General features: G+C 37.8%; 23 protein-coding genes. 12 read left to right on the plus strand and 11 right to left on the minus strand.

Going from position 1 to position 22491, the window contains the following annotated elements; translation table 11 throughout:
• Nucleotides 1-19: 19 nt before the first annotated feature.
• Nucleotides 20-679, minus strand: coding sequence for an ABC transporter ATP-binding protein (locus RM541_RS04455; RefSeq protein WP_311499020.1), 660 nt, complete (start codon nucleotides 677-679; stop codon nucleotides 20-22).
• 240 nt (nucleotides 680-919) lie between these two features.
• Here RM541_RS04455 and msrA point away from each other — a divergent pair, with 240 nt between their 5' ends.
• From msrA to RM541_RS04475, 4 genes are all read left to right on the plus strand, one after another.
• Entirely contained in the window at nucleotides 920-1465 is a 546-nt protein-coding gene (gene msrA, locus RM541_RS04460) for a peptide-methionine (S)-S-oxide reductase MsrA (RefSeq protein ID WP_311499021.1), read from the plus strand.
• A gap of 6 nt (nucleotides 1466-1471) precedes the next feature.
• Entirely contained in the window at nucleotides 1472-2068 is a 597-nt protein-coding gene (gene folE, locus RM541_RS04465; RefSeq protein ID WP_311499022.1) for a GTP cyclohydrolase I FolE, read from the plus strand.
• Nucleotides 2069-2171: 103 nt separating this feature from the next.
• Nucleotides 2172-2414 (plus strand): hypothetical protein, encoded by a 243-nt coding sequence (locus RM541_RS04470; RefSeq protein WP_311499023.1) that lies wholly within the window; start codon nucleotides 2172-2174, stop codon nucleotides 2412-2414.
• 139 nt (nucleotides 2415-2553) lie between these two features.
• The gene (locus tag RM541_RS04475; protein ID WP_311499024.1) at nucleotides 2554-3012 is read left to right on the plus strand and encodes a GlcG/HbpS family heme-binding protein; all 459 of its coding nucleotides are present in this window, start codon (nucleotides 2554-2556) and stop codon (nucleotides 3010-3012) included.
• Between the two features lie 159 nt (nucleotides 3013-3171).
• Here RM541_RS04475 and RM541_RS04480 read toward each other — a convergent pair whose 3' ends face one another.
• The 8 genes from RM541_RS04480 to RM541_RS04515 form a co-directional block, all read right to left on the minus strand.
• Nucleotides 3172-5454, minus strand: coding sequence for a TonB-dependent receptor (locus tag RM541_RS04480; protein ID WP_311499025.1), 2283 nt, complete (start codon nucleotides 5452-5454; stop codon nucleotides 3172-3174).
• 64 nt (nucleotides 5455-5518) lie between these two features.
• Nucleotides 5519-5836, minus strand: coding sequence for a hypothetical protein (locus RM541_RS04485; RefSeq protein ID WP_311499026.1), 318 nt, complete (start codon nucleotides 5834-5836; stop codon nucleotides 5519-5521).
• 1 nt (nucleotide 5837) lies between these two features.
• The gene (locus RM541_RS04490) at nucleotides 5838-6143 is read right to left on the minus strand and encodes a DUF6787 family protein (RefSeq protein WP_311499027.1); all 306 of its coding nucleotides are present in this window, start codon (nucleotides 6141-6143) and stop codon (nucleotides 5838-5840) included.
• 45 nt (nucleotides 6144-6188) lie between these two features.
• Nucleotides 6189-6605 (minus strand): DUF6146 family protein, encoded by a 417-nt coding sequence (locus tag RM541_RS04495; RefSeq protein WP_311499028.1) that lies wholly within the window; start codon nucleotides 6603-6605, stop codon nucleotides 6189-6191.
• Between the two features lie 40 nt (nucleotides 6606-6645).
• On the minus strand, nucleotides 6646-7269 hold the full coding sequence (locus RM541_RS04500; RefSeq protein ID WP_311499029.1) for a DUF937 domain-containing protein: 624 nt from the start codon (nucleotides 7267-7269) through the stop codon (nucleotides 6646-6648).
• Nucleotides 7270-7400: 131 nt separating this feature from the next.
• Nucleotides 7401-8351: a D-2-hydroxyacid dehydrogenase gene (locus RM541_RS04505; protein ID WP_311499030.1), complete on the minus strand. Its 951-nt coding sequence runs from the start codon at nucleotides 8349-8351 to the stop codon at nucleotides 7401-7403.
• A 115-nt stretch (nucleotides 8352-8466) separates the two neighbouring features.
• Nucleotides 8467-9531, minus strand: coding sequence for a 3-phosphoserine/phosphohydroxythreonine transaminase (serC, locus tag RM541_RS04510; RefSeq protein WP_311499031.1), 1065 nt, complete (start codon nucleotides 9529-9531; stop codon nucleotides 8467-8469).
• A 78-nt stretch (nucleotides 9532-9609) separates the two neighbouring features.
• Nucleotides 9610-10671: an acyl-CoA reductase gene (locus tag RM541_RS04515; RefSeq protein WP_311499032.1), complete on the minus strand. Its 1062-nt coding sequence runs from the start codon at nucleotides 10669-10671 to the stop codon at nucleotides 9610-9612.
• Nucleotides 10672-10811: 140 nt separating this feature from the next.
• Here RM541_RS04515 and RM541_RS04520 point away from each other — a divergent pair, with 140 nt between their 5' ends.
• Nucleotides 10812-11165, plus strand: coding sequence for a 4Fe-4S dicluster domain-containing protein (locus tag RM541_RS04520; RefSeq protein ID WP_311495789.1), 354 nt, complete (start codon nucleotides 10812-10814; stop codon nucleotides 11163-11165).
• 74 nt (nucleotides 11166-11239) lie between these two features.
• Here the strand turns inward: RM541_RS04520 and RM541_RS04525 are convergent, their stop codons facing one another.
• Complete coding sequence (locus RM541_RS04525) at nucleotides 11240-12118, minus strand: AraC family transcriptional regulator (RefSeq protein WP_311499033.1); 879 nt, start codon at nucleotides 12116-12118, stop codon at nucleotides 11240-11242.
• A 229-nt stretch (nucleotides 12119-12347) separates the two neighbouring features.
• Here RM541_RS04525 and RM541_RS04530 point away from each other — a divergent pair, with 229 nt between their 5' ends.
• Complete coding sequence (locus tag RM541_RS04530) at nucleotides 12348-12929, plus strand: T9SS type A sorting domain-containing protein (protein ID WP_311499034.1); 582 nt, start codon at nucleotides 12348-12350, stop codon at nucleotides 12927-12929.
• A gap of 74 nt (nucleotides 12930-13003) precedes the next feature.
• Here RM541_RS04530 and RM541_RS04535 read toward each other — a convergent pair whose 3' ends face one another.
• Nucleotides 13004-13693: an NUDIX hydrolase gene (locus tag RM541_RS04535; RefSeq protein WP_311499284.1), complete on the minus strand. Its 690-nt coding sequence runs from the start codon at nucleotides 13691-13693 to the stop codon at nucleotides 13004-13006.
• A 248-nt stretch (nucleotides 13694-13941) separates the two neighbouring features.
• On the opposite strand from RM541_RS04535, the gene RM541_RS04540 reads away from it, so the two are divergent.
• The 6 genes from RM541_RS04540 to RM541_RS04565 all read left to right on the plus strand — a co-directional run bounded on the left by RM541_RS04540 (nucleotide 13942) and on the right by RM541_RS04565 (nucleotide 22381).
• Entirely contained in the window at nucleotides 13942-15486 is a 1545-nt protein-coding gene (locus tag RM541_RS04540) for an alpha-N-arabinofuranosidase (RefSeq protein WP_311499035.1), read from the plus strand.
• A gap of 127 nt (nucleotides 15487-15613) precedes the next feature.
• The gene (locus RM541_RS04545) at nucleotides 15614-17299 is read left to right on the plus strand and encodes a ribulokinase (RefSeq protein ID WP_311499036.1); all 1686 of its coding nucleotides are present in this window, start codon (nucleotides 15614-15616) and stop codon (nucleotides 17297-17299) included.
• Nucleotides 17300-17301: 2 nt separating this feature from the next.
• Nucleotides 17302-18006, plus strand: coding sequence for an L-ribulose-5-phosphate 4-epimerase (locus RM541_RS04550; RefSeq protein ID WP_311499037.1), 705 nt, complete (start codon nucleotides 17302-17304; stop codon nucleotides 18004-18006).
• 27 nt (nucleotides 18007-18033) lie between these two features.
• Nucleotides 18034-19539 (plus strand): L-arabinose isomerase, encoded by a 1506-nt coding sequence (gene araA, locus RM541_RS04555; protein ID WP_311499038.1) that lies wholly within the window; start codon nucleotides 18034-18036, stop codon nucleotides 19537-19539.
• A 21-nt stretch (nucleotides 19540-19560) separates the two neighbouring features.
• The gene (locus tag RM541_RS04560; protein ID WP_311499039.1) at nucleotides 19561-20745 is read left to right on the plus strand and encodes an aldose epimerase family protein; all 1185 of its coding nucleotides are present in this window, start codon (nucleotides 19561-19563) and stop codon (nucleotides 20743-20745) included.
• A 4-nt stretch (nucleotides 20746-20749) separates the two neighbouring features.
• Nucleotides 20750-22381 carry a sodium:solute symporter gene (locus RM541_RS04565; RefSeq protein ID WP_311499040.1) on the plus strand — a complete coding sequence of 544 codons (1632 nt, stop codon included), beginning with the start codon at nucleotides 20750-20752 and terminating at the stop codon, nucleotides 22379-22381.
• The last annotated feature ends 110 nt before the right edge of the window (nucleotides 22382-22491 follow it).

Here is a 22491-nt window from a genome sequence, read left to right on the forward strand (position 1 = left end):
GGGAATAATTACTTTCAGATTATACAATTTCGCCGTCGACCATAGATAATTTTCGGTCTGCCATATCGGCAAGTTCTCCATTATGAGTGACAATTACAAAAGTCTGATCAAATTCGTCTCTTAGTCTAAAGAACAATTTGTGAAGGTTCTCGGCAGATTCACTGTCCAGGTTTCCCGAAGGTTCATCTGCAAAAATCACCGCAGGATTATTTATTAAGGCCCGGGCAACAGCAATACGTTGTTGTTCTCCACCACTCAATTCTCCGGGCTTATGACTGGCCCGGTGCTCAAGACCTAAAAATTTAAGCAGTTCCTTTGCCCTTTTTTCGGCTTCTGCTTTCGATTTATTCTGAATATAAGCCGGGATACAAATATTCTCCAGAGCAGTGAATTCCGGTAACAGCTGGTGAAACTGAAAAATAAAACCTACGTGCTTATTCCGAAATTTTGAAAGTTCTTTTGAAGACAATTTATCAATTTGAATATCATTAATTGCCAATTCTGATGCCTTGCCTTTTTCAGGTCTTTCCAAAGTCCCCAGGATTTGTAAAAGCGTGGTCTTCCCGGCTCCGGAAGCACCAACAATAGAGACAATTTCCCCTTTTTTAATATGCAGGTCAACTCCTTTTAGAACATGAAGATCTCCGTAATATTTATGGATGTTATTTGCTGAAATCATTTTTTACTGTTAAAGTTGGAAAAGTACCCAAATAGTAAAGAATTGGCAACATTTGAGATTAGAATAATATATTCTATTACTCCTGATTGTCATAGATTTTCAAAAAGATGGCAAAAAATGAACTGTGGAATGGGTTTTGTCTATTATAAAAGAGAAGTAAGAAAGACATAATTTATAGTTAAATGCATAGTATTTTGTTTATTATAAAGCTAAATTAGCTAAACAAAAAATTTATTTTAAATGGAAAGAGAAGAGTTAGAAAAAGCTATAATTGCGGGTGGATGTTTTTGGTGTACAGAAGCGGTTTTCCAGAGACTCGACGGAGTCGAAAAAGTAGTTTCAGGATTCACCGGGGGCAAAATTAAAAATCCTGCATACCGCGAAATTATTACTGGAAGAACCGGCCACGCAGAGGCTATAGAAATCACGTTTAATCCTAAAGTAATTTCTTTTGAAGAACTATTACTGGTATTTTTCGCAACCCATAACCCTACAACCCTTAACAGGCAACAAAATGATGTGGGAACACAATACCGAAGCGCAATTTTCTATAATTCTGAAGCACAAAAAGAGACTGCAGAGAAAGTAATTGCAAACCTTGAAAAAGAAGCCGTTTTTGATGATCCTATTGTGACTGAAGTTACTGAAGCTTCACCCTTTTACGTTGCAGAAAAGGAACATCAGGATTACTATAATCAGCACAGGCAGCAGCCTTATTGCCAATATATTATTGATCCTAAAGTCACTAAACTGAAAGAACATTTTTCAGAAAAACTAAAGAAATAAAAACTCATGGCGTACAAACTTTTCGAAGAGTACAACCTGGAAGTCACAGATAATCTAAAGGGTAATTTCAGAAGCATTATTCAGGAGTTGGGAGAAGATCCCGAAAGGGAAGGGATAGTAAAAACACCTGAACGTGCTGCAAAAGCAATGCAGTTTTTAACGCAGGGCTACGAAATGGATGCTAAAACAATTCTGGAAGAAGCCATGTTTAAAGAAGGCTACAACGAGATGGTGGTGGTTAAGGATATAGAACTTTATTCTTTGTGCGAGCACCATATGCTTCCATTCTTCGGTAAAGCTCACATTGCTTATATACCTGATGGGCAAATCGTTGGACTAAGTAAGCTGCCACGGGTTGTTGATGTTTTTGCCAGAAGATTACAGGTACAGGAGCGTTTAACTCATGATATTCTGGAATGTTTAAACGAAACTTTAAAACCTAAAGGAGTGGCGGTGGTTATTGAAGCACAGCACATGTGTATGATGATGCGAGGAGTGCAAAAGCAGAATAGTTCTACAACTACTTCCGGCTTTAGAGGTCAATTTGAAAAAATAGAAACCAGGAATGAATTCCTGAAGCTCATTAGCTCAGATCTCAAATGAGTTTGGACCTGGCACTTTTTTTGATTTATTCATAGAAAAAGTATCAATGAAAATTTTAAAGAATAAATTATTTATTAAGGGAATTATTTAGGATGCAATAGGTATGGCTACCGTTGCAATCCCGTTTATAGGTCCTTTTCTTGATTTATTATGGGCACCTTATGCTGCAAAGAAAATGAGAAAAATGTATCCTGGAAAGAAAGGAAAACTGGCTTCTATTATCGTATTTATTGAGGAGATTTTACCAATAACAGATGTAATCCCTACGTTCACCTTAATGTACCTGTACACGCATGTTTGGAGCAAAGCTGAACAACCAAGGGTAATTGAGGTCGAAAGCTACTAAGGATAATAATTTGGGTTCAACCTAAGGATTAGAAGAAAAGAGCTATTTGATTGATCGTTTGGGTTTTAAATTTAATAGCTGGTTTAATTTTAAGATAATTTTGCTATTTTTGATAAATTATCTGTTAATAAATAGCATTATGAAAACCAATCTTACTCTTTTGGCCTCTTTTCTTTTTATTCTTTTTTCCGGAGAGGCCTTTTGTCAAAGCGGATCCATCACCTTAGCAGATGCTCAGAGAATTTCAGATGCTGCCCAAGAACGTGCACAGCAGGATAACTGGAATGTAGTAATTGTGATCCTTGATGATGGAGGAAATCTTATTTCTTTAAGGAGAATGGACGGAACGCAGTTGGGAAGTATAGATGTGGCCCTCGAAAAAGCGAAAACCGCAGTTTACTTTAAACGATCAACCAAAGTTTTTCAGGATATGATTAATGATGGAAATTCCGCCCTACTCGGTTTGCCGAATGTAATGGCTGTAGAGGGAGGTTTACCTATTATGAGAGGAGATAGGATCATAGGTTCAATTGGCATCAGCGGGGTGACTTCTGCCCAAGACGGCATTATAGCAGAAGCCTCGGTTAAAGCAATGTAATTGTCTACATACAGGGAGGTTACTGAGTGAAGAACAGACTTGTGGTCATTTTAAAAGACCTGTTGCGTTACATTTTACCAGATTAATACCTCTTGATTAATCAAAATAAAGGCTGTCCTAAATTCATGTATAAAAACAGAATTAGGACAGCTTCTTTTTTTAAATGTTCCAGAGAAGAGATACCAGGATGTTTCTTCCGATATTCGAAATTCCATCGGGCTTTAACCTGGAGAGGTGGGAAATGTAATCTTTATTAAAAAGATTATTCCCGCTGATGTTGATTTCTACAGAAGAAGCTCCTAATTCAAGTTCTCCTCCTAATCCTGCTCCTAAAAGTCCGTAACCTCCGGTTCTTGTTTCAAAAGTACTCACGTTGTTTTGATCAAACACGTTCTTCAGCCTTATAAAAGCGTACTTGTTGGATAATTGCTGATCACTGTCGAATTCTACTCTAAAAGTATTTGTAAGGGAATTGGCCGGAATAAGAGGAAGGTATTCATCATTTTCCAATTTTCCTGTCACGGTTTCAAAACTGCTTTCCAGGTGCAGCCAGTCTAGTGGGTGTGGATGAATGTGGAAGCCTAGTTCCCCGCCATACAATGTAGCATCCCCTTGCGTATAATTATAAACCAGATCATCTTCAATGAATTCTCCGGAAGGATTTATAAAGATATAATCGTTTACCGAATTGTGGAAAGCATTTGCAAAAGCTTCAAAATGTTCATTTCTCCATTCCAGCGAAAGGTCTACCTGGAAATTCTGCTCATTATTAAGATTCGCATTTCCAATTTCGTACCTGTTTGCGCCATGATGTGACCCATTGGAAGTCAGTTCGGCTAAATTAGGAGCCCGGAATCCACTGGCGAGGTTTAATCTTACAATAAATTTGCTCTGGTATTGGTATTTAGCTCCAATTGCACCATTTATACTATTAAAAGAGCGATCCACAGCTGTAATAAAAGATTCTTCTCCTTCATGCCCATAGTTTTCGCTGTTAATCGTTCGGTTGTCATACCGCAGACCACCCTGAAAATCCCAGCTTTCGAGATGAAAATGTGCTGTACCAAAAACTCCGAAGTCTACCATTTCTGCATCAGGAATTAAAATTTCTTCACCAAAGTTGGAATTTGTCTGGTGCATGCCCTGCACACCAAGTATAGTCTCAAAATTCCCTGTTTTCGGCAGGTTATACTTCAAATTATAGTTTAGGGATTCCAAATGCATTTCTAAAGCAGGATGACCTTCTTCGTGCTCCTCATGCTCCTCATGTTCATCGTGTTCTTCTTCACCTTCATGTTCTTCTTCCTCTTCATGAGCATGCTCTTCTTCAAATTCCTTCCTGTTATTAAACTGATATCCAATTTTAAGGTCGAGGCTCGAATTTGGCAAATACAGGCGATTGTCCAGGCTTACAATATGATTATCTATTTCCTGGTAGGGGAGAAGCGGTTCTTTTTCAGTATTCTGAATACCGATCTCTTCAGGGATTCCAATATTGGATCGGTTGAAATTATATCGTAAATCTGCTTTATACCGGGCATCCTGATAGCCAAAACCTCCCTTAAAGTCCGTTTCATTAAATCTGGTATTTGTGACTCTGGTGCCGTCTCCGGTTTCATAATCACTATGTGCAGCATAACTTCCGCGGGCAATAAACTTCAATTTATCACCAGATGTTTGGGCCATTGCACTTGCCTGATAACCTAAGGTATTGCTAAAATAACTTCCATCAACTTCAGCAGTAGTGGTATTTGCCTGCGCATACCTTTCCGGATTGAGATAGAGCACACCGCCAATTGCATCGCTTCCGTAGAGAAGGGAAGCAGGGCCTTTTATCACCTCTACACTTCCTATTCCTTTAGAGCTAATCCCAAGGCCGTGTTCATCCCCATATTGTTGGTTTTCCAGCCGTACGCCCTGGGTGTAAACGAGAACGCGGTTAGAACTGAGCCCTCTTATTACAGGTTTGCCAATCCCAATTCCGGTGGTGATACTTTCTACACCGGGCATTTGGGAAATACCATCGGCTAGCGTAATAGCTCCTTTCCGGTTCAATGTTGAAACGCTTTCGCGATCTACTTTCATCACGTTCTCACTTTGGAGCTGGTGGAAAGGTGTAGAGACGATGACCTCTTCCATTTCTATGGCAGAAGGTTGAATTGTAATGCTTATTTCTTCGGAAGGAAGTTTAATTTCCCTTGAAAATGAGCTGTAACCCACTGAAGAAATTACAAGCTTGTAAGTTCCTTCAGGTATATTGCTAAAACTGAAATTGCCATTAAAATCTGTAAGTGTTCCTTTTTCTAACTGAGGGAAATAAACAGTCGCACTAATAACCGGCTCTCCTGATTCGGCATCGGTGACGGTTCCTGAAAATTGATTTTGGGCATATATAAACGGTGTGACTGCCAGAAGCAGCACAAATAAAATTTTGCTTTTCATGTAATATTTTAAATGATTAGTATAACATTCTACCCAAAAATTTTTTTGGGTTTAAAATTGGAAGTTATACGTGCTGTGGCGGCCCTCTCTGTTCAAAAGGGAGCTTTTGATAATCACTTAAAAATTGATAATAATTGAAGATGACATTTTGCTGAACCTTTATTTCTACGGGTTCTAAAGTCAGAAATTCTAGCTGAAGTCCCGGAGTTTTATGAAACTTATAAAGATCACAATCCACAGGTTTTGCATGATAATGGCTTTCAGAATAATTATCACATAGTTGATGCCCGTGACTACTAAAAATATGTGCAAAGCTTATTGCTGATGGCAATAAAATCAGCACAGCAGAAAGGACCAGAAATATGTTCTGAAAAGATTTCAAATTATAATCGAAGAAGTTTAGCCATTCCTAATCTCGCAAGCATTTTTTTCTCAAACGCCCAGAAAAATTGAAACTGACCAAATAACCAGCCAAAAGAAACGAGAAGTACCTGGTAAACAGGAAAAATAAGTAAAATCCTAAGAGACCAGTAAAGTAGCCAGTGAGAAGTTTGCTGGTGTAATCCAAGAAATTCTACTAAAGGTCCTGCAAGTTTTGCAGAAGAGGAACCCGTAACAGCAAATACGACCAGGATCACAAGAATTTGCCAGTTGGAATCTATGCCCCAATGCTTTTTTAGTTTCTCCATGCTGCAAATATATTAAATGAAAAAAAACTTACCTACTTCTGTGAGTTAAATACGTGTAGAAACTGAAAACCGCTGATTATATTGTCGACTAAAATAGACAAAATAGTTGTAAAGCAGATAGTTTACCTCGTAACCATAATCTATACGGGGTTCATAATTTATTTCATTGACATACAAATTGGGATCGAAGCGCTGTGGCTGCATAACGCGATTGTTGTATTCTATAACCAGTTGGCGGTTTTTATTCTCCAGGTAGTTTTGTGAATAGTAGCCTTCTGGTTGTGCAATGGAGTTAATGAAAAGATTAAAACCGGGTTCAATAATAATTATTTCATATTCAAGGCTGTCGTTAGCAATTCTAACGGTGTCATTTTTAGCGTTTGCAAGTCGCATACTCCTTTTTGAAGACCCACAGCTATAAATAAAAAGGCCCAGAAGGAGCACGTAAATTATGTTCTTCATCACTGTATTTTAAAATTTCTGTCCAAGAATTATTCCTTAATTATTTTCCGCCGGTGAACCCACCAAGAATACTTCCACCTTCTTTTCCTTTTTTGCCACCGCCAAGCACCATACCGGTAACATCATCAATAATATTTCCATCGTTGTTTTTGTCAATCAGGCTATTTATAAGAGAAGAGTCGTGAGCTGAGCTTGCTCCCATTAGTGATTCTATTAAACCGGAAAGGCTATTGGCTTTCACACCATCTTTTCTCTTCTGGCTTCCAAGCAGGCTCATAATTACCGGAGCTGCCAATTTTAGTATGGTGCTAATGGAGTTTTTGCTCATTCCCAGGGTTTTCGACAAAGTTTCCTCAATAATATCTTTTTGTCCTCCCAATACATGGCCAATGATTTTTTCTCCCTCTCCTGTTATCTTTCCCGTTTCTGAGTTCTGAAGGTTTTCCAGAAGGTCACCATTGTGTTTTTCGTTAGTCAGGGCTTTATCGAGAGCTTGAGCGCCTTTTTCTTTTTCTGAATTATTTTTTAGCGCACCAAGGATTAACGGCATTCCCATCACTAAAGCTGAAGTGATATCGTCCTTACTTTCATTGGTCTCTTTATGCGCTTTTTTAATTAAGTTTTCTCCCGGTTGCGTATTAAGAATATCTAATATTGATGCCATAACTTTTAATTTTTAATAAAATTCAATTTACAGCTTTCAAAATAGGGAGAGCGTTAAAAAAATCCTACAATCACATTTAACAATAAACAATGAACAATAACTTATAGAATTAGCTTAAGAAGGTTTATGAATTATTTGAGGGCGGCAATAACTTTTTCTGCTAATTCTACTCCAATCCTATCCTGTGCTTCTATTGTTGAACCACCGGTATGCGGACTAAGTGAAACTTTTTCGTTCATAAGCAACTTGATTGCCGGAGAAGGTTCATTTTGAAAAGTATCAAGCCCTGCAAAGGCAAGTTTTCCGCTTTCCAGTGCTTCCAGAAGGGCTTCTTCGTCTATAACACCTCCACGAGAAGCATTAATAATACCTGCGCCATCTTTCATTGCATTTATTTCCTGCTTGCCGATAATTGGTGTTTTTTGTGCAGGAACATGAAGCGTAATAAAATCTGAATGTTTTACAAGCTGATGGATAGGCTCTGTTCTAATAGGAATTGTTATACTTTGATGATTATAGAATTCGAGGGTGATTTTTGTTTCTCTAACTTTAATATCGCTGGCGATAACCTTCATTCCCAGTCCAAGGGCGATTTTTGCCACTTCCCGGCCAATTCTTCCAAAACCGATAATTCCTAAGGTTTTATCACGCAATTCCCGTCCCGGGGCATAGGATTTTTTTAAATCTCTAAAGCGGGAATCCCCTTCCAGAGGCATATTTCTGTTAGCATCGTGTAAAAAACGTATTCCGCTGAACAAATGGGCAAAAACAAGCTCTGCCACGGCGTTGGAAGAAGCTTCAGGAGTATTAATCACTTTAAGCCCTTTATTTTCGGCATATTTTACATCAATATTGTCCAAACTAACTCCGTTACGGCCAATAATTTTAATATTTGGGCATGCATCTATAAGTTCTTTTCCTATTTGTGTGCCGCTGCCGACTAAAATCACGTCAATTTGATGCTCATTAAGGTAACTTATAAGCTGTCCCTGCGCTACTTTGGTTACAATGACTTCAAATCCTTCTTTTTCAAATTTGTTAATGCCATTCTGTGATATTCCGTCGTTTGCTAATACTTTCATCTTTTTCTTTTAAAAATGGTGAGGGTCCAAAAATGCCAATTATCGACCTGCTGAATTTCTTCAGGTAATTAAAAACGGCAAGATTCGTCCTATTCGTTTTACTACGGAAGAAAATTTACGCTTCCTTTTCCAGCTTCTGCATCACATCCACCAAAACCTGAACACTTTCTAAAGAAAGGGCGTTGTACATGGATGCACGATACCCTCCAACACTTCGGTGACCGCTTAAACCGTTAATATTTGCGTCCTTCCACATGCTGTCGAACTTTTCTTTTTTACTTTCATCGGTTAAGTTGAAGGTAGGGTTCATTGTAGAGCGATCTTCAGTAGCAGCGAAACCTTTAAAAAGAGGATTTCGGTCGATTTCATTATAAAGAAGAGCTGCTTTTTTGTTGTTCAGTTCTTCCATAGCCTTGATTCCACCTTTATCTTTAATCCACCTAAGGGTAAGCAGGGAGACATAAATGGCGTAGACCGGCGGAGTGTTAAACATACTGTCCTTCTCGATATGCACCCGGTAATCCATCATTGAAGGAATTTCCCTTTTTACTTTTCCGAGGATATCTTCTTTTACAATTACAAGAGTAGCGCCTGCCGGACCCATGTTTTTCTGTGCCCCGGCATAAATAAGGTCGAACTTAGAAAAATTCAGTTCGCGGGAAAAAATGTCACTACTCATATCGCATACCAACGGAACATCTACAGAAGGAAAATCCTTCATCTGAGTTCCAAAAATGGTATTGTTACTTGTGCAATGGAAATAATTTATATCCTGCGGAATCTTATAATCCTTCGGGATATAATTGAAGTTTTTATCCTTAGAAGAAGCGACTTCTACTGCTTCTCCAAATAATCTTGCTTCCTTAATTGCTTTGCTGGACCAGGTGCCAGTGTTAAGGTAAGCTGCTTTATCCTGAAGTAAATTATAGGCGGTCATTAAAAACTGCATGCTGGCACCTCCTTGAAGGAAGATTGCATTATAACCTTGATTTTCTAATCCCAGTAATTCCAGCGCCAGGTGCCTGGCTTCTTCCATAACACTTACAAAAGCCCCACTGCGGTGGGAAATTTCCAAAATAGATAAACCTGTATTATTAAAATCTAATATAGCCTGTGAAGCTTCCTGAAAAACTTCCTGTGGCAGCACGCATGGACCTGCGCTAAAATTATGTTTTTTCATGAGTGAAATGGTTGATTTTATTTAACAAAGATGAGAAAAATTGAAGTGCCAGTAGTTATTGAAATTGTAATTATAGGCTTACAACTTCAATAAAAATTCCATGGTATCTACGTCGTCTGCATAATCCCAAAGTTTGGGATGTTGGGTTTTGCCAAATTTGATCTCATTTTCCATAAAACCTTCAGCAACCACGCACTGCAACTTTTCCTTATTCTCCTCGAGCTTTAATTTTAAATCTTCTTTTGAAGAATAACGCTCGTAAAAAAGAGTGGCGATAGGAGAGCCGAAGCTTTCGTCTTCCTTCAGAATTAAAAATCCGTTGTCCAGAATTTTAAATTCGCTCATTAAATATACTGCTTTGTTGTAATCGTAATTGTTGGCATATTTTGCATGGTTCATTATATCTTTCCAATCGAACATTGCAGGATAAAATTGCTCAAAATTATAATCTTCCGGTACATATAATTTTGAAACATTGCGGCACCCTAAACCAAAATATCTAAAGATATCCTGGCTTAAATTTTTTAGCTGCTGCTCACTTTCATTACCGGTAAGAACAGCTACAGAATTCCTGTTTTTTCTAATGATGCTCGCTTTATTTTTAAAATAATACTCAAAATAACGGGCGGTATTATTGCTTCCCGTGGCAATCACAGCATCAAAGTCTTTTAACTGATCTTCTGTGAAACGAATAAGATTTTCGAATTCGGAATTTAGCTGTATCAAAAATTTGGCAATTATCGGCAGTAACAGCTTGTCGTTACTGGATTGTTTTACCAGCACTTTGTGTCCCGACATAAGGACACACAAAAAATCGTGAAAGCCAACAAGTGGAATATTTCCCGCCATAATCACGGCTACGGTTTTTTGCTCCCTTTTCTGTTCCAGGTCGTACATGTGAAGCCAGGTGGCCAGATTTTCTTCCTTAAGTGCTTTGCTCCACTCGTTAATTGAGGAAATTATATTCTCACGGGTAAACCATCCGTTATGGTGAACCGCATTATCAATTTTATTATTCAATTCATTATATAATTCTTCATTTTCAGCTGACTTTTCTGAAGTTTCTTCAGTAGTAAGTGTGAATTGTTCAAGAAATCTTCCGAGTTCTATAAAATTTGATTTTCTATCGTGGAATGTCATTGCCTAATTTGGTTATGAATGCTTTTGACGTTAAATTTGCAGCGAAATTAAAATTTCCGCATGGGAAAAACTATTGATTTTTCTTAAACCTGCAGGGATCTTAATGAATGTAAGATTTAAATTTACAAATATAATAAGCTATGGCGATTGTTATAACCGACGAGTGTATAAATTGTGGTGCGTGTGAACCGGAATGCCCAAACACTGCAATTTATGAAGGAGCTGATGACTGGAGATATGCTGACGGTACAGATTTAGAGGGTAATGTGGTGCTACCTAACGGCAAAGGTGCAAATGCCGAAGAATCACAAGAACCGGTAAGTGATGAAATCTATTACATAGTTCCAGATAAATGTACAGAGTGTAAAGGTTTCCACGAGGAGCCACAATGTGCTGCAGTTTGTCCCGTAGATTGTTGTGTTCCTGATGAAGATCATGTAGAATCTGAAGAAGAACTACTCGAAAAACAACGCTTTATGCACGGAAGTGAGTAAGTATTGTTTTAATGAATATTATAGAAAACCTGTTTCATCTGAAACAGGTTTTCTTTTTTAAAGATTTTCCTTTTCTATGAAACAGTATATTTTAGTTCGTTTCTATATGCAGATGGAGATTTCCCCGTAAACTTTTTAAACTGCTTATTAAAATGACTGAAGTTATTGAATCCACATTCGAAACATATATCAGTAATGCTTATTTGCTTCTCATGTAAAAGTTTTGCCGCATGTGCCAGGCGGTATTCATTTACAAACTGTGTAAAGGTCTTCCCGGTAATTTTCTTAAAATATCTACAGAAGCCAGGAACTGTCATACTTACCTTTTCTGCAATTTCGTTAAGACTTATAGAGCGCTTATATTCCTGCTTCACAAAATTAAAAACAATATTTATCCTGTTATTATCCTGTAGTTCTGTTTCTAAAATGAAGCCATGCGCATTAAGGATCGTATAGTTTTCTGCTTGCTCCAATAATTTGAATATTTCTAATAACCCCATAAGTCGGTCGAAAGCATTTAGATCTTTGAGAGATTCAATTTTTTTTCCGATCCCCCTCTTATTTTCTCCGTGAAAAACTATACCCTTCTGAGAACGTTCTAAAAGAGCTTTTATCCCTTTCATTTCGGGAATATTAAAAAACACTTCCCCCAGGAAATCCTGTTTTATCTGAATAACAGTTTCTGCTTCGTGTTCTGTAAGACTATCGGTGAATCCGCAGTGGGGAAGGTGAGGACCAATAAGAATAAGATCTCCATTTCTGTAATAAGAGATATGGCTTCCAATTTGTCTCTTGCCGGTTCCTCCGTTAACGTAGACCAATTCAATTTCGGGATGATAATGCCAAAAACTATTGTTTTTATTTTGATGGTCCTTATTATAGGTTCTATAAGAAATGGAGCTACCAAAGGCAGGCTCTATTTTCTCGTACGTAGGTTTGAATAATTTTGACATAAAAGGGTTTTTTCATGAATTTAATGTAATTCTGTTTTACAGTGATGGTCTTTGCTAAATTAGCAATAAAATATAGTATTTAAACATATATTAAATATTAAATAATTATTAACGATAAAATAGAACATATTTTTGCATATTTAAGACAATTACGATAGGATAAATGGCTGTACATTTGATTATGTTATTATCAATGAATGAGGATTATTAACCTTTAAAATTATGAATTATGAAAAATGTAATTAGATTATCAGTCGTGACTTTTTTACTTTGTATGAGTTTACAGGTTTCTGCAGCTGAAGGATTGGCTGTAAAAGTAAGTGAGGAGTCTATTGTAGTGGAGGTGGGGAATTCTGTTAAAGGAGCTACCCTTACGCTAAAAGACATTCATGGAGCTATTCTTTTTAAGGATGGATTAATGGATGGAAAGTCCTACAATAGAGATTTAAGTTTTGAAGATGTACCTGAGGGGATCTATTATCTTCATTTTGAAGATGATTTTCACATCTATACAAAGAAGATTACCAAATCTAAAGAGGGATTGTTTATTGAAGCAAAGGCTTCAGGTATTGTTTTTAAGCCGCTTTTTAGAGTAGATGACAGGAAAGTAAAATTTTCCTTACCTAACCCTGAGGGAAGCCATACTGAAGTGCGTATCTATGATGCTTCCGGAGAGTTGATGTTAACAATGGTATCTAAAGATACTTTTGTTGCCAAGACGCTGGATTTCTCTAAAGTATCCGCCGGAGAGTATGAAATTGAAGTCGAAACGAAAAATAATACTTTTAGAAAAGTAATGAAATTGGGCTAATTCAAATTTAAATTCGTGATCAAATGACCCGCTGGAAAGCGGGTTATTTTTTTTCTAAACTTCTAAGAATTAGTTTAGAGTTTAAAAGAAAAACCATCGGCAGCTTTTCGTTTGTATTTGTCCTCGTCGAACATATATAAAAAAGATCCTTTTTTAGAAGATTCCATGTTCTTCTCATCTGTTTTATGAAGTATGTCCAGAGCATTAATCTTATTAATAAAATTCCTTTTGTCCAGTTTCTCGCCTAAAATTGCTTCATACATTTTTTGAAGCTGGCGCATTGTAAATTTTTGCGGAAGAAGTTCAAAACCAATGGGCATTGTGGAAGTACGATATCGTAATCTGCTAATTGCCTTTCTGACCATCCTGTCGTGGTCAAAAATAAGTTGTGGAGCTTCAGAAATGTTAAACCATTTGGCAGAATATTGCTGTGTTAGCTCTTCATTATGCTCTTCGATGTTAATCAGGGCGTAGTATGCGACAGAAACTGTTCTTTCTACGGGATCACGATCTATCTTGCTGAAATTGTACAGCTGTTCCATATAAACATTATTGATCCCAGTTAATTCATGTAAAATCCTACTTGCTGCCTGGTCGAGATCTTCGCTTCTTTTTAAGAAACCGCCCATAAGCGACCATCTTCCTTTTTGTGGTTCAAAATCCCTTTTAATAAGAAGAATTTTTAATTCTTCTTTATCAAAACCGAATATTATACAATCTACTGCGAGTAATGCTTTGTCTTCAGAGTTGTACCTGTGGATCATATTTAAAGATGTTAACTGGAAAAAGACAAAGATTGCCATTTATAATTTAAAGTAAAAACGAGGATAGAAATTAATAAAAAATTTCTAACCGAATGGCGAATGCGATAATTGAATACGCAAAAGTTAAAAGAATGTAAATTATAATTTGTTATTTTAAAAGAAGTTTAATTACATTTGGAAATGTAAAATTCACACTTATTAATTTACTGTAAAGCTGAATCAGGTAAACTAACTATAAAATCCGGAATATGAGAAAAAATAATTTTGTCGTTTACTCTTTTTTATTAGCGTTCTTTTTCATTAGCGCACTACACGCTCAAACGGCCATTAGTATTAAAAATCCTAAAGATGCTCCTGTTATCAGTAAACACATCTACGGCCATTTTTCTGAACATTTAGGTCGCTCTATATATGATGGCCTTTATGTGGGAGAAGATAGTCCTATTCCAAATACAGACGGGGTACGGGATGATCTTATTCAAGCTCTTAAAGATTTACAAATTCCCAACCTGAGATGGCCGGGAGGTTGTTTTGCAGATACTTACCACTGGAGAGATGGAATTGGCCCCCAGGAAGATCGCCCAACTATTGTAAACCAATGGTGGGGAGATGTTACTGAAGATAACAGCTTTGGTACCCATAACTTTCTGAACCTTTGTGAAGTACTTGGGGCAGAACCATATTTAGCCGGAAATGTTGGGAGTGGAACTGTTCAGGAATTCTCCAACTGGGTTCAATATGTTAATCACGATGAGGGTAGCCCAATGGCTAAGCTTAGAAAAGAAAATGGAAAAGAAGAATCCTGGGATGTAAAATTCTGGGGAGTAGGAAATGAACCTTGGGGATGTGGAGGTAATATGGACGCTGAATTTTATGCAGATCTTTATAAGCAATATGCAACTTTTTTAACTTCCTGGGATAAGGATACAGAAATGTACAGGATTGCTTCGGGACCTAGCGGGAATGATTATCACTGGATGGAAGTGCTGATGAAAGAAATTCCGGCTGAATTAATGGAAGGGGTTGCATTACATTCCTATTCGGTAATTGACTGGAGTAATAAAGGTCCTGCTTCAGAATTTACTGAAGATCACTATTTCGCTACCATGACCGAAGCTTTAAAAATGGAGGAGTACATAACCAAGCACACTGCTATTATGGATAAGTATGATCCTGAGAATAAAGTAGGTCTTATTGTAGATGAGTGGGGTGGATGGTATGAAGTTGAAGAAGGAACTAATCCCGGTTTTCTCTTTCAGCAAAATACTATGAGAGACGCAATGATTGCCGGTGCCACGTTAAACATCTTCAATAATCATAGTGAAAGAGTATATATGGCAAATCTTGCCCAGGCGGTGAATGTGCTCCAGGCAGTTGCATTGACGCAGGGTGAACAAATGATCTTAACACCAACTTATCACGTGATGAAAATGTACACTGTACATCATGATGCTCAATTGCTTCCGGTAAATTTTGAATCTCCGGATTATACTTATAACGGAGAATCATTACCTGCTGTTTCTGTTTCCGCATCAAAAAAAGATGGGAAGGTTGCTATTTCACTAGTTAATATTGATTCAAAAAAGGAAAACGAGGTGGAGTTAGATCTTGGAGAACTGGATGTAGAAGGTATGACTGCGACTATCTTAACTTCAGATAAATTACAGGATCATAATACATTCGAGAATACGGAAAATATTACCCCTGGAGAATTTAAAGATTTTAAAATAAAAAGAGGGAAATTAGAGCTTACAATACCTCCTTTTTCTGTAATAGTCCTGAAATCTGAATAAGGTTATATAAGAAATTATCAGTTAAAATCTTTAAATGAGAGTCTTTCGAGAGTCACATATCTCTTCCTTATAAGCTTAGAGATCCTGCTGTTTAATAATTTCTATAGTTCTTTAAATATAAAATACCATGAGTGCATATGTAATAGGATTGGATTACGGAACAGATTCGGTAAGAGCGGTTTTACTCGACACAGAGAGCGGGAAGGAGCTGGCATCATCTGTTTACGAGTATCCAAGATGGAAGAAAAGACTATTTTGTGATGCGTCTGCCAATCGTTTTCGACAACATCCTTTAGATCATATAGAAGGTTTGGAGGAGACAATAAAAGGTGTAGTTGCAAAGAGTAAAGTAAGCGGAACAGATATTAAAGGAATCTGTATAGACACCACGGGATCCTCACCGGTTCCGGTTTCTGAAGATGGAACTCCTTTGGCTTTGCAGGAAGAATTCAAAGAAAATCCGAATGCCATGATGGTTTTATGGAAGGATCATACGGCCATTGAAGAAGCAAATGAAATTAATGAACTTGCCGAAAGCTGGGGAGGTGAAAACTTCACTAAGTATGAAGGAGGGATTTATTCTTCAGAATGGTTTTGGGCGAAGATAGCGCATATCATCCGGGAGGACGATAATGTGAAAAATTCAGCATACACCTGGATGGAACATTGCGACTTAATGACCTACCATATTATCGAAAATCAGGATCTAGAAAGTTTTAAAAGAAGTAGATGTGCTGCAGGACATAAAGCGATGTGGCACGAAAGCTGGGGCGGACTTCCTTCCGAAGATTTTCTTAACCGGCTGGATCCTTACCTGGGAGAGTTGCGCGGGAGATTATATACCGAAACTTATACTTCAGACGAGGTTGCAGGCAATCTAAGCAAAGAATGGGCAGATAAACTAGGTTTAACTACAGAATGTGTGGTTGCCGTAGGAACATTTGATGCACACTCTGGTGCAGTAGGCGCAAAAATAGACGAACATACTCTTGTACGGGTAATGGGAACTTCCACTTGCGATATTATCGTCTCTTCCAAAGAAGTTATTGCAGATAAAACGGTACGCGGTATCTGCGGACAGGTAGATGGATCTGTTATTCCGGGTTTTATTGGTTTGGAAGCGGGGCAATCGGCTTTTGGTGATTTGCTGGCCTGGTTTAAGGACGTTCTTTCATGGCCGGTAGATAATCTTGTTTTAAATTCTGAAGTACTTTCTTCGGAACAAAAAGAAAATTTAAAATCTGAAATTGAGAAGGATTTCATTAAAAAACTTTCAGAACAAGCTGAAGAAATACCTTTAGAAGAAAGTATTCCAATAGCTTTAGACTGGATTAATGGCCGAAGGACCCCAGATGCCAACCAGGAGCTGAAAAGTGCCATTTCTAACCTATCGCTTGGAACAAGGGCTCCGCATATTTTTAAAGCACTTGTTAACGCCATTTGTTTTGGTTCCAAAGAAATAGTAGATAGATTTGAGCAGGAAGGGGTCAAAATCAACAGTGTGATTGGAATTGGCGGGGTCGCGAGAAAATCACCGTTTATAATGCAGACTTTGGCAAACGTGCTTAAAAAGCCAATAAAGGTCGCAAAATCTGATGAAGCACCGGCTTTGGGGGCAGCAATTTATGCTTCTGTAGCTGCGGGAATTTTTCCAGATGTGATCGAGGCAAGTAAAACTTTAGGAAGTGATTTTGAAGCAGAATATAACCCTGAAGATGCCAAGATTTCTAAATATGAAGACTTAATGAAAGCATATAAAGATTTAAGTTCTTTTGTAGATAATAAAACAGGTAGAAAATCTCTTAACGATTAGGTATGAGTTTCACATTTAAAGAATTAAAAAGAGAATGTTACGAGGCAAATATGCAGCTTAATGCGCTGGACCTTGTAATTTATACGTTTGGTAACGTGAGCGCTGTAGATAGGAAAGAAGCAGTTTTTGCTATTAAACCAAGTGGTGTTCCATACGCAGATTTAAAACCTGAAGATATTGTTATTATGGATTTTGATAACAATGTTATTGAGGGAGAAATGCGTCCTTCTTCAGATACCAAAACCCACGCCTATTTGTATAAGAACTGGGAAGAAATTGGTGGTGTTGCTCATACCCATGCTACTTATTCTGTAGCCTGGGCACAGTCCCAAAAAGACATCCCAATTTTTGGAACTACGCATGCAGACCATCTTACTGCAGATATTCCCTGCGCACCTCCTATGCGAGATGACCTAATCGCTGGAAATTATGAATATAATACGGGAATACAAATCCTGGATTGCTTCAGGAATAAAAACCTTTCTTACAAGGAAGTGCAAATGGTGCTTCTAGGCAATCACGGTCCCTTTACATGGGGGAAGGATGCTGCAAAGGCTGTTTATAACAGCAAAGTTCTTGAAGAAGTAGCTAGAATGGCATATTTAACCCTTCAGATAAATCCTGAAGCGCCACGATTAAAAGATTCGCTAATCAAAAAACACTATGAACGTAAACATGGTAAAGATGCCTATTACGGTCAGAAATAACAAACTAACCTTATAATATATCAAAAAATGACAAATATTGATCATAAAGAAATCTGGTTCGTCACAGGCAGTCAGCAACTATATGGTGAAAAAACTTTGAACCAGGTCAGAGAAAATTCCAAAGAAATTGTTGAATGTTTCAACGGTTCTTCCCAGATCCCGTTGAAGATAGTTCATAAAGACACTGTTAAGACTCCTTCAGAAATTACGGATTTATGCCTTCAGGCGAATACCGAAAAGAATTGTGTAGGAATAATTACCTGGATGCATACATTTTCACCTGCAAGGATGTGGATTAATGGATTAAACATTCTTAAAAAGCCAATCTGTCATCTTCATACACAGTTTAATGCTGAAATTCCCTGGAATGAGATCGACATGGATTTTATGAATTTAAACCAGTCCGCTCATGGAGACAGGGAATTTGGATTTATTATGAGCAGGATGCGCAAAAAGCGTAAAGTTATTGTTGGTCATTGGAAATCAGATCGTGTTCAGAAGAAATTGGGAATCTGGACAAGGGTAGTTCTTGGCTGGGACGAATTGCAAAACCTTAAAGTTGCCAGGATTGGGGATAATATGCGTGAAGTAGCGGTAACCGAAGGGGATAAAGTGGAAGCACAAATCCGATTTGGAATGTCTGTTAACGGTTATGATTCTTCAGAAGTAGTGGAGCATATAGAAAAAGTTTCCGAAGAAGATGTGAACCAACTATTAGAAGAATACGAATCATCCTACACCCTTACAGAAGCCTTAAAAAAAGGAGGAGACCAAAGAAGCTCTTTGGTGGATGCGGCTAAAATTGAATTGGGATTAAGATCTTTCCTGGAAAAAGGGGGATTTAAAGCATTTACTGATACTTTTGAAAATCTTGGAAAGCTAAAACAATTACCTGGTATTGCAGTGCAACGTCTAATGGCAGATGGATATGGTTTTGGAGGTGAAGGTGACTGGAAAACTGCTGCTTTATTACGTGCTATGAAAGTGATGGCTGTAGGTTTGGAACCTGGAACTTCTTTTATGGAAGATTACACTTATCATTTTACACCAGAAAAATCTTATGTTCTAGGTTCGCATATGTTGGAAATTTGCCCTTCAATTGCAGATGGAAAACCAACTTGTGAGATTCATCCTTTAGAAATTGGAGGTAAGGAAGATCCTGTGAGACTCGTATTTGATTCTCCAGAAGGCCCCGCTTTAAATGCTTCTTTAGTTGATATGGGCAACAGATTTAGATTAATTGTAAACGAAGTTGAAGCAGTTAAACCACAAAAATTGCCAAAATTACCAGTAGCCCGTGTGCTTTGGGATGCAAAACCAGATCTCGACGTTGCCGCCACTGCCTGGATCCTGGCGGGAGGTGCTCACCATACAGTTTATACTCAAGCATTAACTACAGAATATCTGGAAGATTTTGCTGATATTGCAGGTATTGAGCTACTTGTAATAGATGATAAAACTGCGGTTAGAGATTTTAAAGATAAAATTAATGCCAATGAAGCTTATTATCATCTGTTTCAGCATGGCTTGTAATTTTTAACACCAACTACTACAATGAAAAACATTAGAAAAGGTCTTTTTGCTTTTGCCCTTATGGGATTCGCACTAATATTTGTGCAATGTAAAAATGAAAAAAAAGATGAAAACAATCAGGCAGAAGACACTGCCGAAAACCAGAAAGTTTTGATAAAAAAATCTGATTTTGGAACTACTCCTGAAGGAGAATTGGTAGAAATGTTCACGCTTACAAACGCCGGGGGAATGGAAGTTAAGGTTATTACTTATGGTGGTAGGATTACCAGTCTTAAGGCTCCAGATAAAATAGGCAATTATGAGGACGTGGTTTTAGGTTTTGATTCCATTGAACAATATACAAAAGACAATCCCTATTTTGGGGCTCTTATTGGGCGCTATGGAAATAGGATTGCCCAAGGAAGATTTTCTCTTGACGGGGAGGAATATGAGCTTGCCCAGAATAATGGCGAAAATCACCTGCATGGAGGAGAGAAAGGATTTGATAAGGTGATTTGGAATGCCACTCCTGAAGAAGGAGAAAACTCATCTTCCCTGGTACTTACCTACACCAGTGAAGATATGGAAGAAGGTTATCCTGGTAAACTGGATGTCACCGTCACTTATACCTTGTTCAACGATAATTCCTTTGATGTAAATTATGAAGCTACTACAGATAAGAAGACAGTAATCAATCTTACCCAGCACGCATATTTTAACTTATCAGGAGATTTTAGTGAGACAATTCTTGACCATATCATTAAGATTAATGCTGATAAATTTGTGCCGGTAGATGAAAACCTGATTCCGACAGGAGATTTGATGGATGTCGAAGATACTCCATTTGACTTTCTGGAGACTAAAGAAGTTGCTGAAGGTATTAATGCCGATAATGAGCAAATCCAGAGAGGTGGTGGATATGATCATAACTGGGTTTTGAACAATCAGGATAGCGGAATGAGATTCGCAGCTTCTGCTTATGAGCCTGAAAGTGGAAGATTTATGGAGGTTTACACAGATGAACCTGGAATGCAATTTTATACAGGAAATTTCCTGGATGGAACGTTGCCCGCACAGGGAGGTGGTAATTATGAGAAAAGAACGGGATTCTGTTTTGAAACTCAACACTATCCGGATTCTCCAAATCAGGAAAGTTTTCCTTCTGTAGTTCTTGAACCGGGAGAAACCTATGTATCCAATACCAGCTTTAAATTTTCAGTAAAATAAATTTATGCAGACTTTAGATACTTTTGACTGGATCGCCGTAGGTCTATATTTTCTAGTACTTGCAGGTATTGCAATTTGGGTTATACGTAAAAAGCAGGAAAACACTGCAGATTATTTTCTTGCCGGAAGAAATGTAGGGTGGTTTGTAGTTGGGGCTTCAATTTTTGCTTCCAATATAGGTTCAGAACATGTTGTAGGTCTGGCAGGTGCCGGTGCCGGGAATAAGCTTCCAATGCTTATTTATGAAATTCAGGCATGGGTAGTACTTATCCTTGGTTGGGTGTTTCTTCCTTTTTATGCCAGGAGCGGAGTATTTACAATGCCGGAATTCCTTGAAAAACGTTTTGATGCGCGTTCACGTTGGGTACTTTCTGTATTCTCTATTATCGCTTATGTACTTACCAAGATTTCGGTAACGATATATGCCGGTGGGGTAGTGGTTTCCGCTTTACTTGGTATCGATTTCTGGACCGGTGCACTTTCTACAGTAATCTTAACTGGATTATATACCGTACTGGGAGGAATGCGAGCCGTAGTTTATACAGAAACATTGCAGGCCGTGATGCTTGTAGTTGGTGCTGCAGCGCTTACTTTTATAGGTTTAGATGAAGTTGGTGGATGGGCGAGTATGACGGAAACAGTTACTCCGGAATATCTTAACATGTGGCGTTCAGCTTCAGATCCTGAATTTCCGTGGCCTTCATTGTTAATCACAAGTACTATTGTGGGAATCTGGTACTGGTGTACAGACCAGTACATCGTACAGCGTGCTCTTACTGCGAGAAATATTAAAGAGGGTAGAAGAGGTACTATTTTTGGCGCATTGCTAAAATTACTTCCTGTCTTCCTTTTCCTTATTCCTGGTATTATAGCCTTAACACTTAAAATGAGAGGTGAACTACATTGGGACAGCCCAGATCAGGCCTTTCCGGTATTGATGAGTAATCTCCTGCCTTCAGGTTTACGTGGGTTGGTGGCAGCAGGACTTTTAGCAGCTTTAATGAGCTCTCTGGCGTCAGTATTTAATTCATGTTCCACTTTATTTACAGTGGATATCTATAAGAAACTTAGACCAAATACTCCTGAGAAACAACTTGTGAGAACAGGACAAATAGCAACAGTATTTATTGTTATTATCGGTATTATCTGGATTCCAATTATGGCTAATATTTCGGGTGTATTGTATGAATATTTACAGAAAGTTCAGTCGTATATAGCACCTCCAATTACAGCGGTTTTCCTACTCGGAATTTTTTATAAGCGTATAAATGCACAAGGAGCATTTATAACCCTTATGGTAGGTTTTATCGTAGGTGCATTAAGAATTGTGCTGGAACTTATGAAGGACTCATTAGATCCTGATGGATTCCTGTTTTTGTTGGGAGATATAAACTTCCTTACTTTTGCAGCCTGGTTCTTCCTTTTCTGTGTGGTACTAATCACAGTGGTGAGTTTAATGACCAGTATACCTTCAAAAGAGAAAATCTTTAACCTTACCTTCCAGACTATTTCTCCGGAAGAAAAAGCTAACAATAAGAATAGTTACAACTGGGTAGATGTTGCTGTCTCTATCCTAATTATTATTATTGTGGCTGGTGTAATGCTCTTCTTTAACGGAAAATCAGGATTTTTCTAGAACTGAAGCTGTTTTAATAGCTTTAAAGATTATAAATTCCTTTTCAGAAGCTTATTTTGTAAGTAACTGAAGAGGAATTTTTTTATGAGCTGTTGTGAGTTTTTAAAAGT

This window comes from Autumnicola psychrophila (assembly GCF_031846645.1).
Classification (GTDB): Bacteria; Bacteroidota; Bacteroidia; order Flavobacteriales; family Flavobacteriaceae; genus Autumnicola; species Autumnicola psychrophila.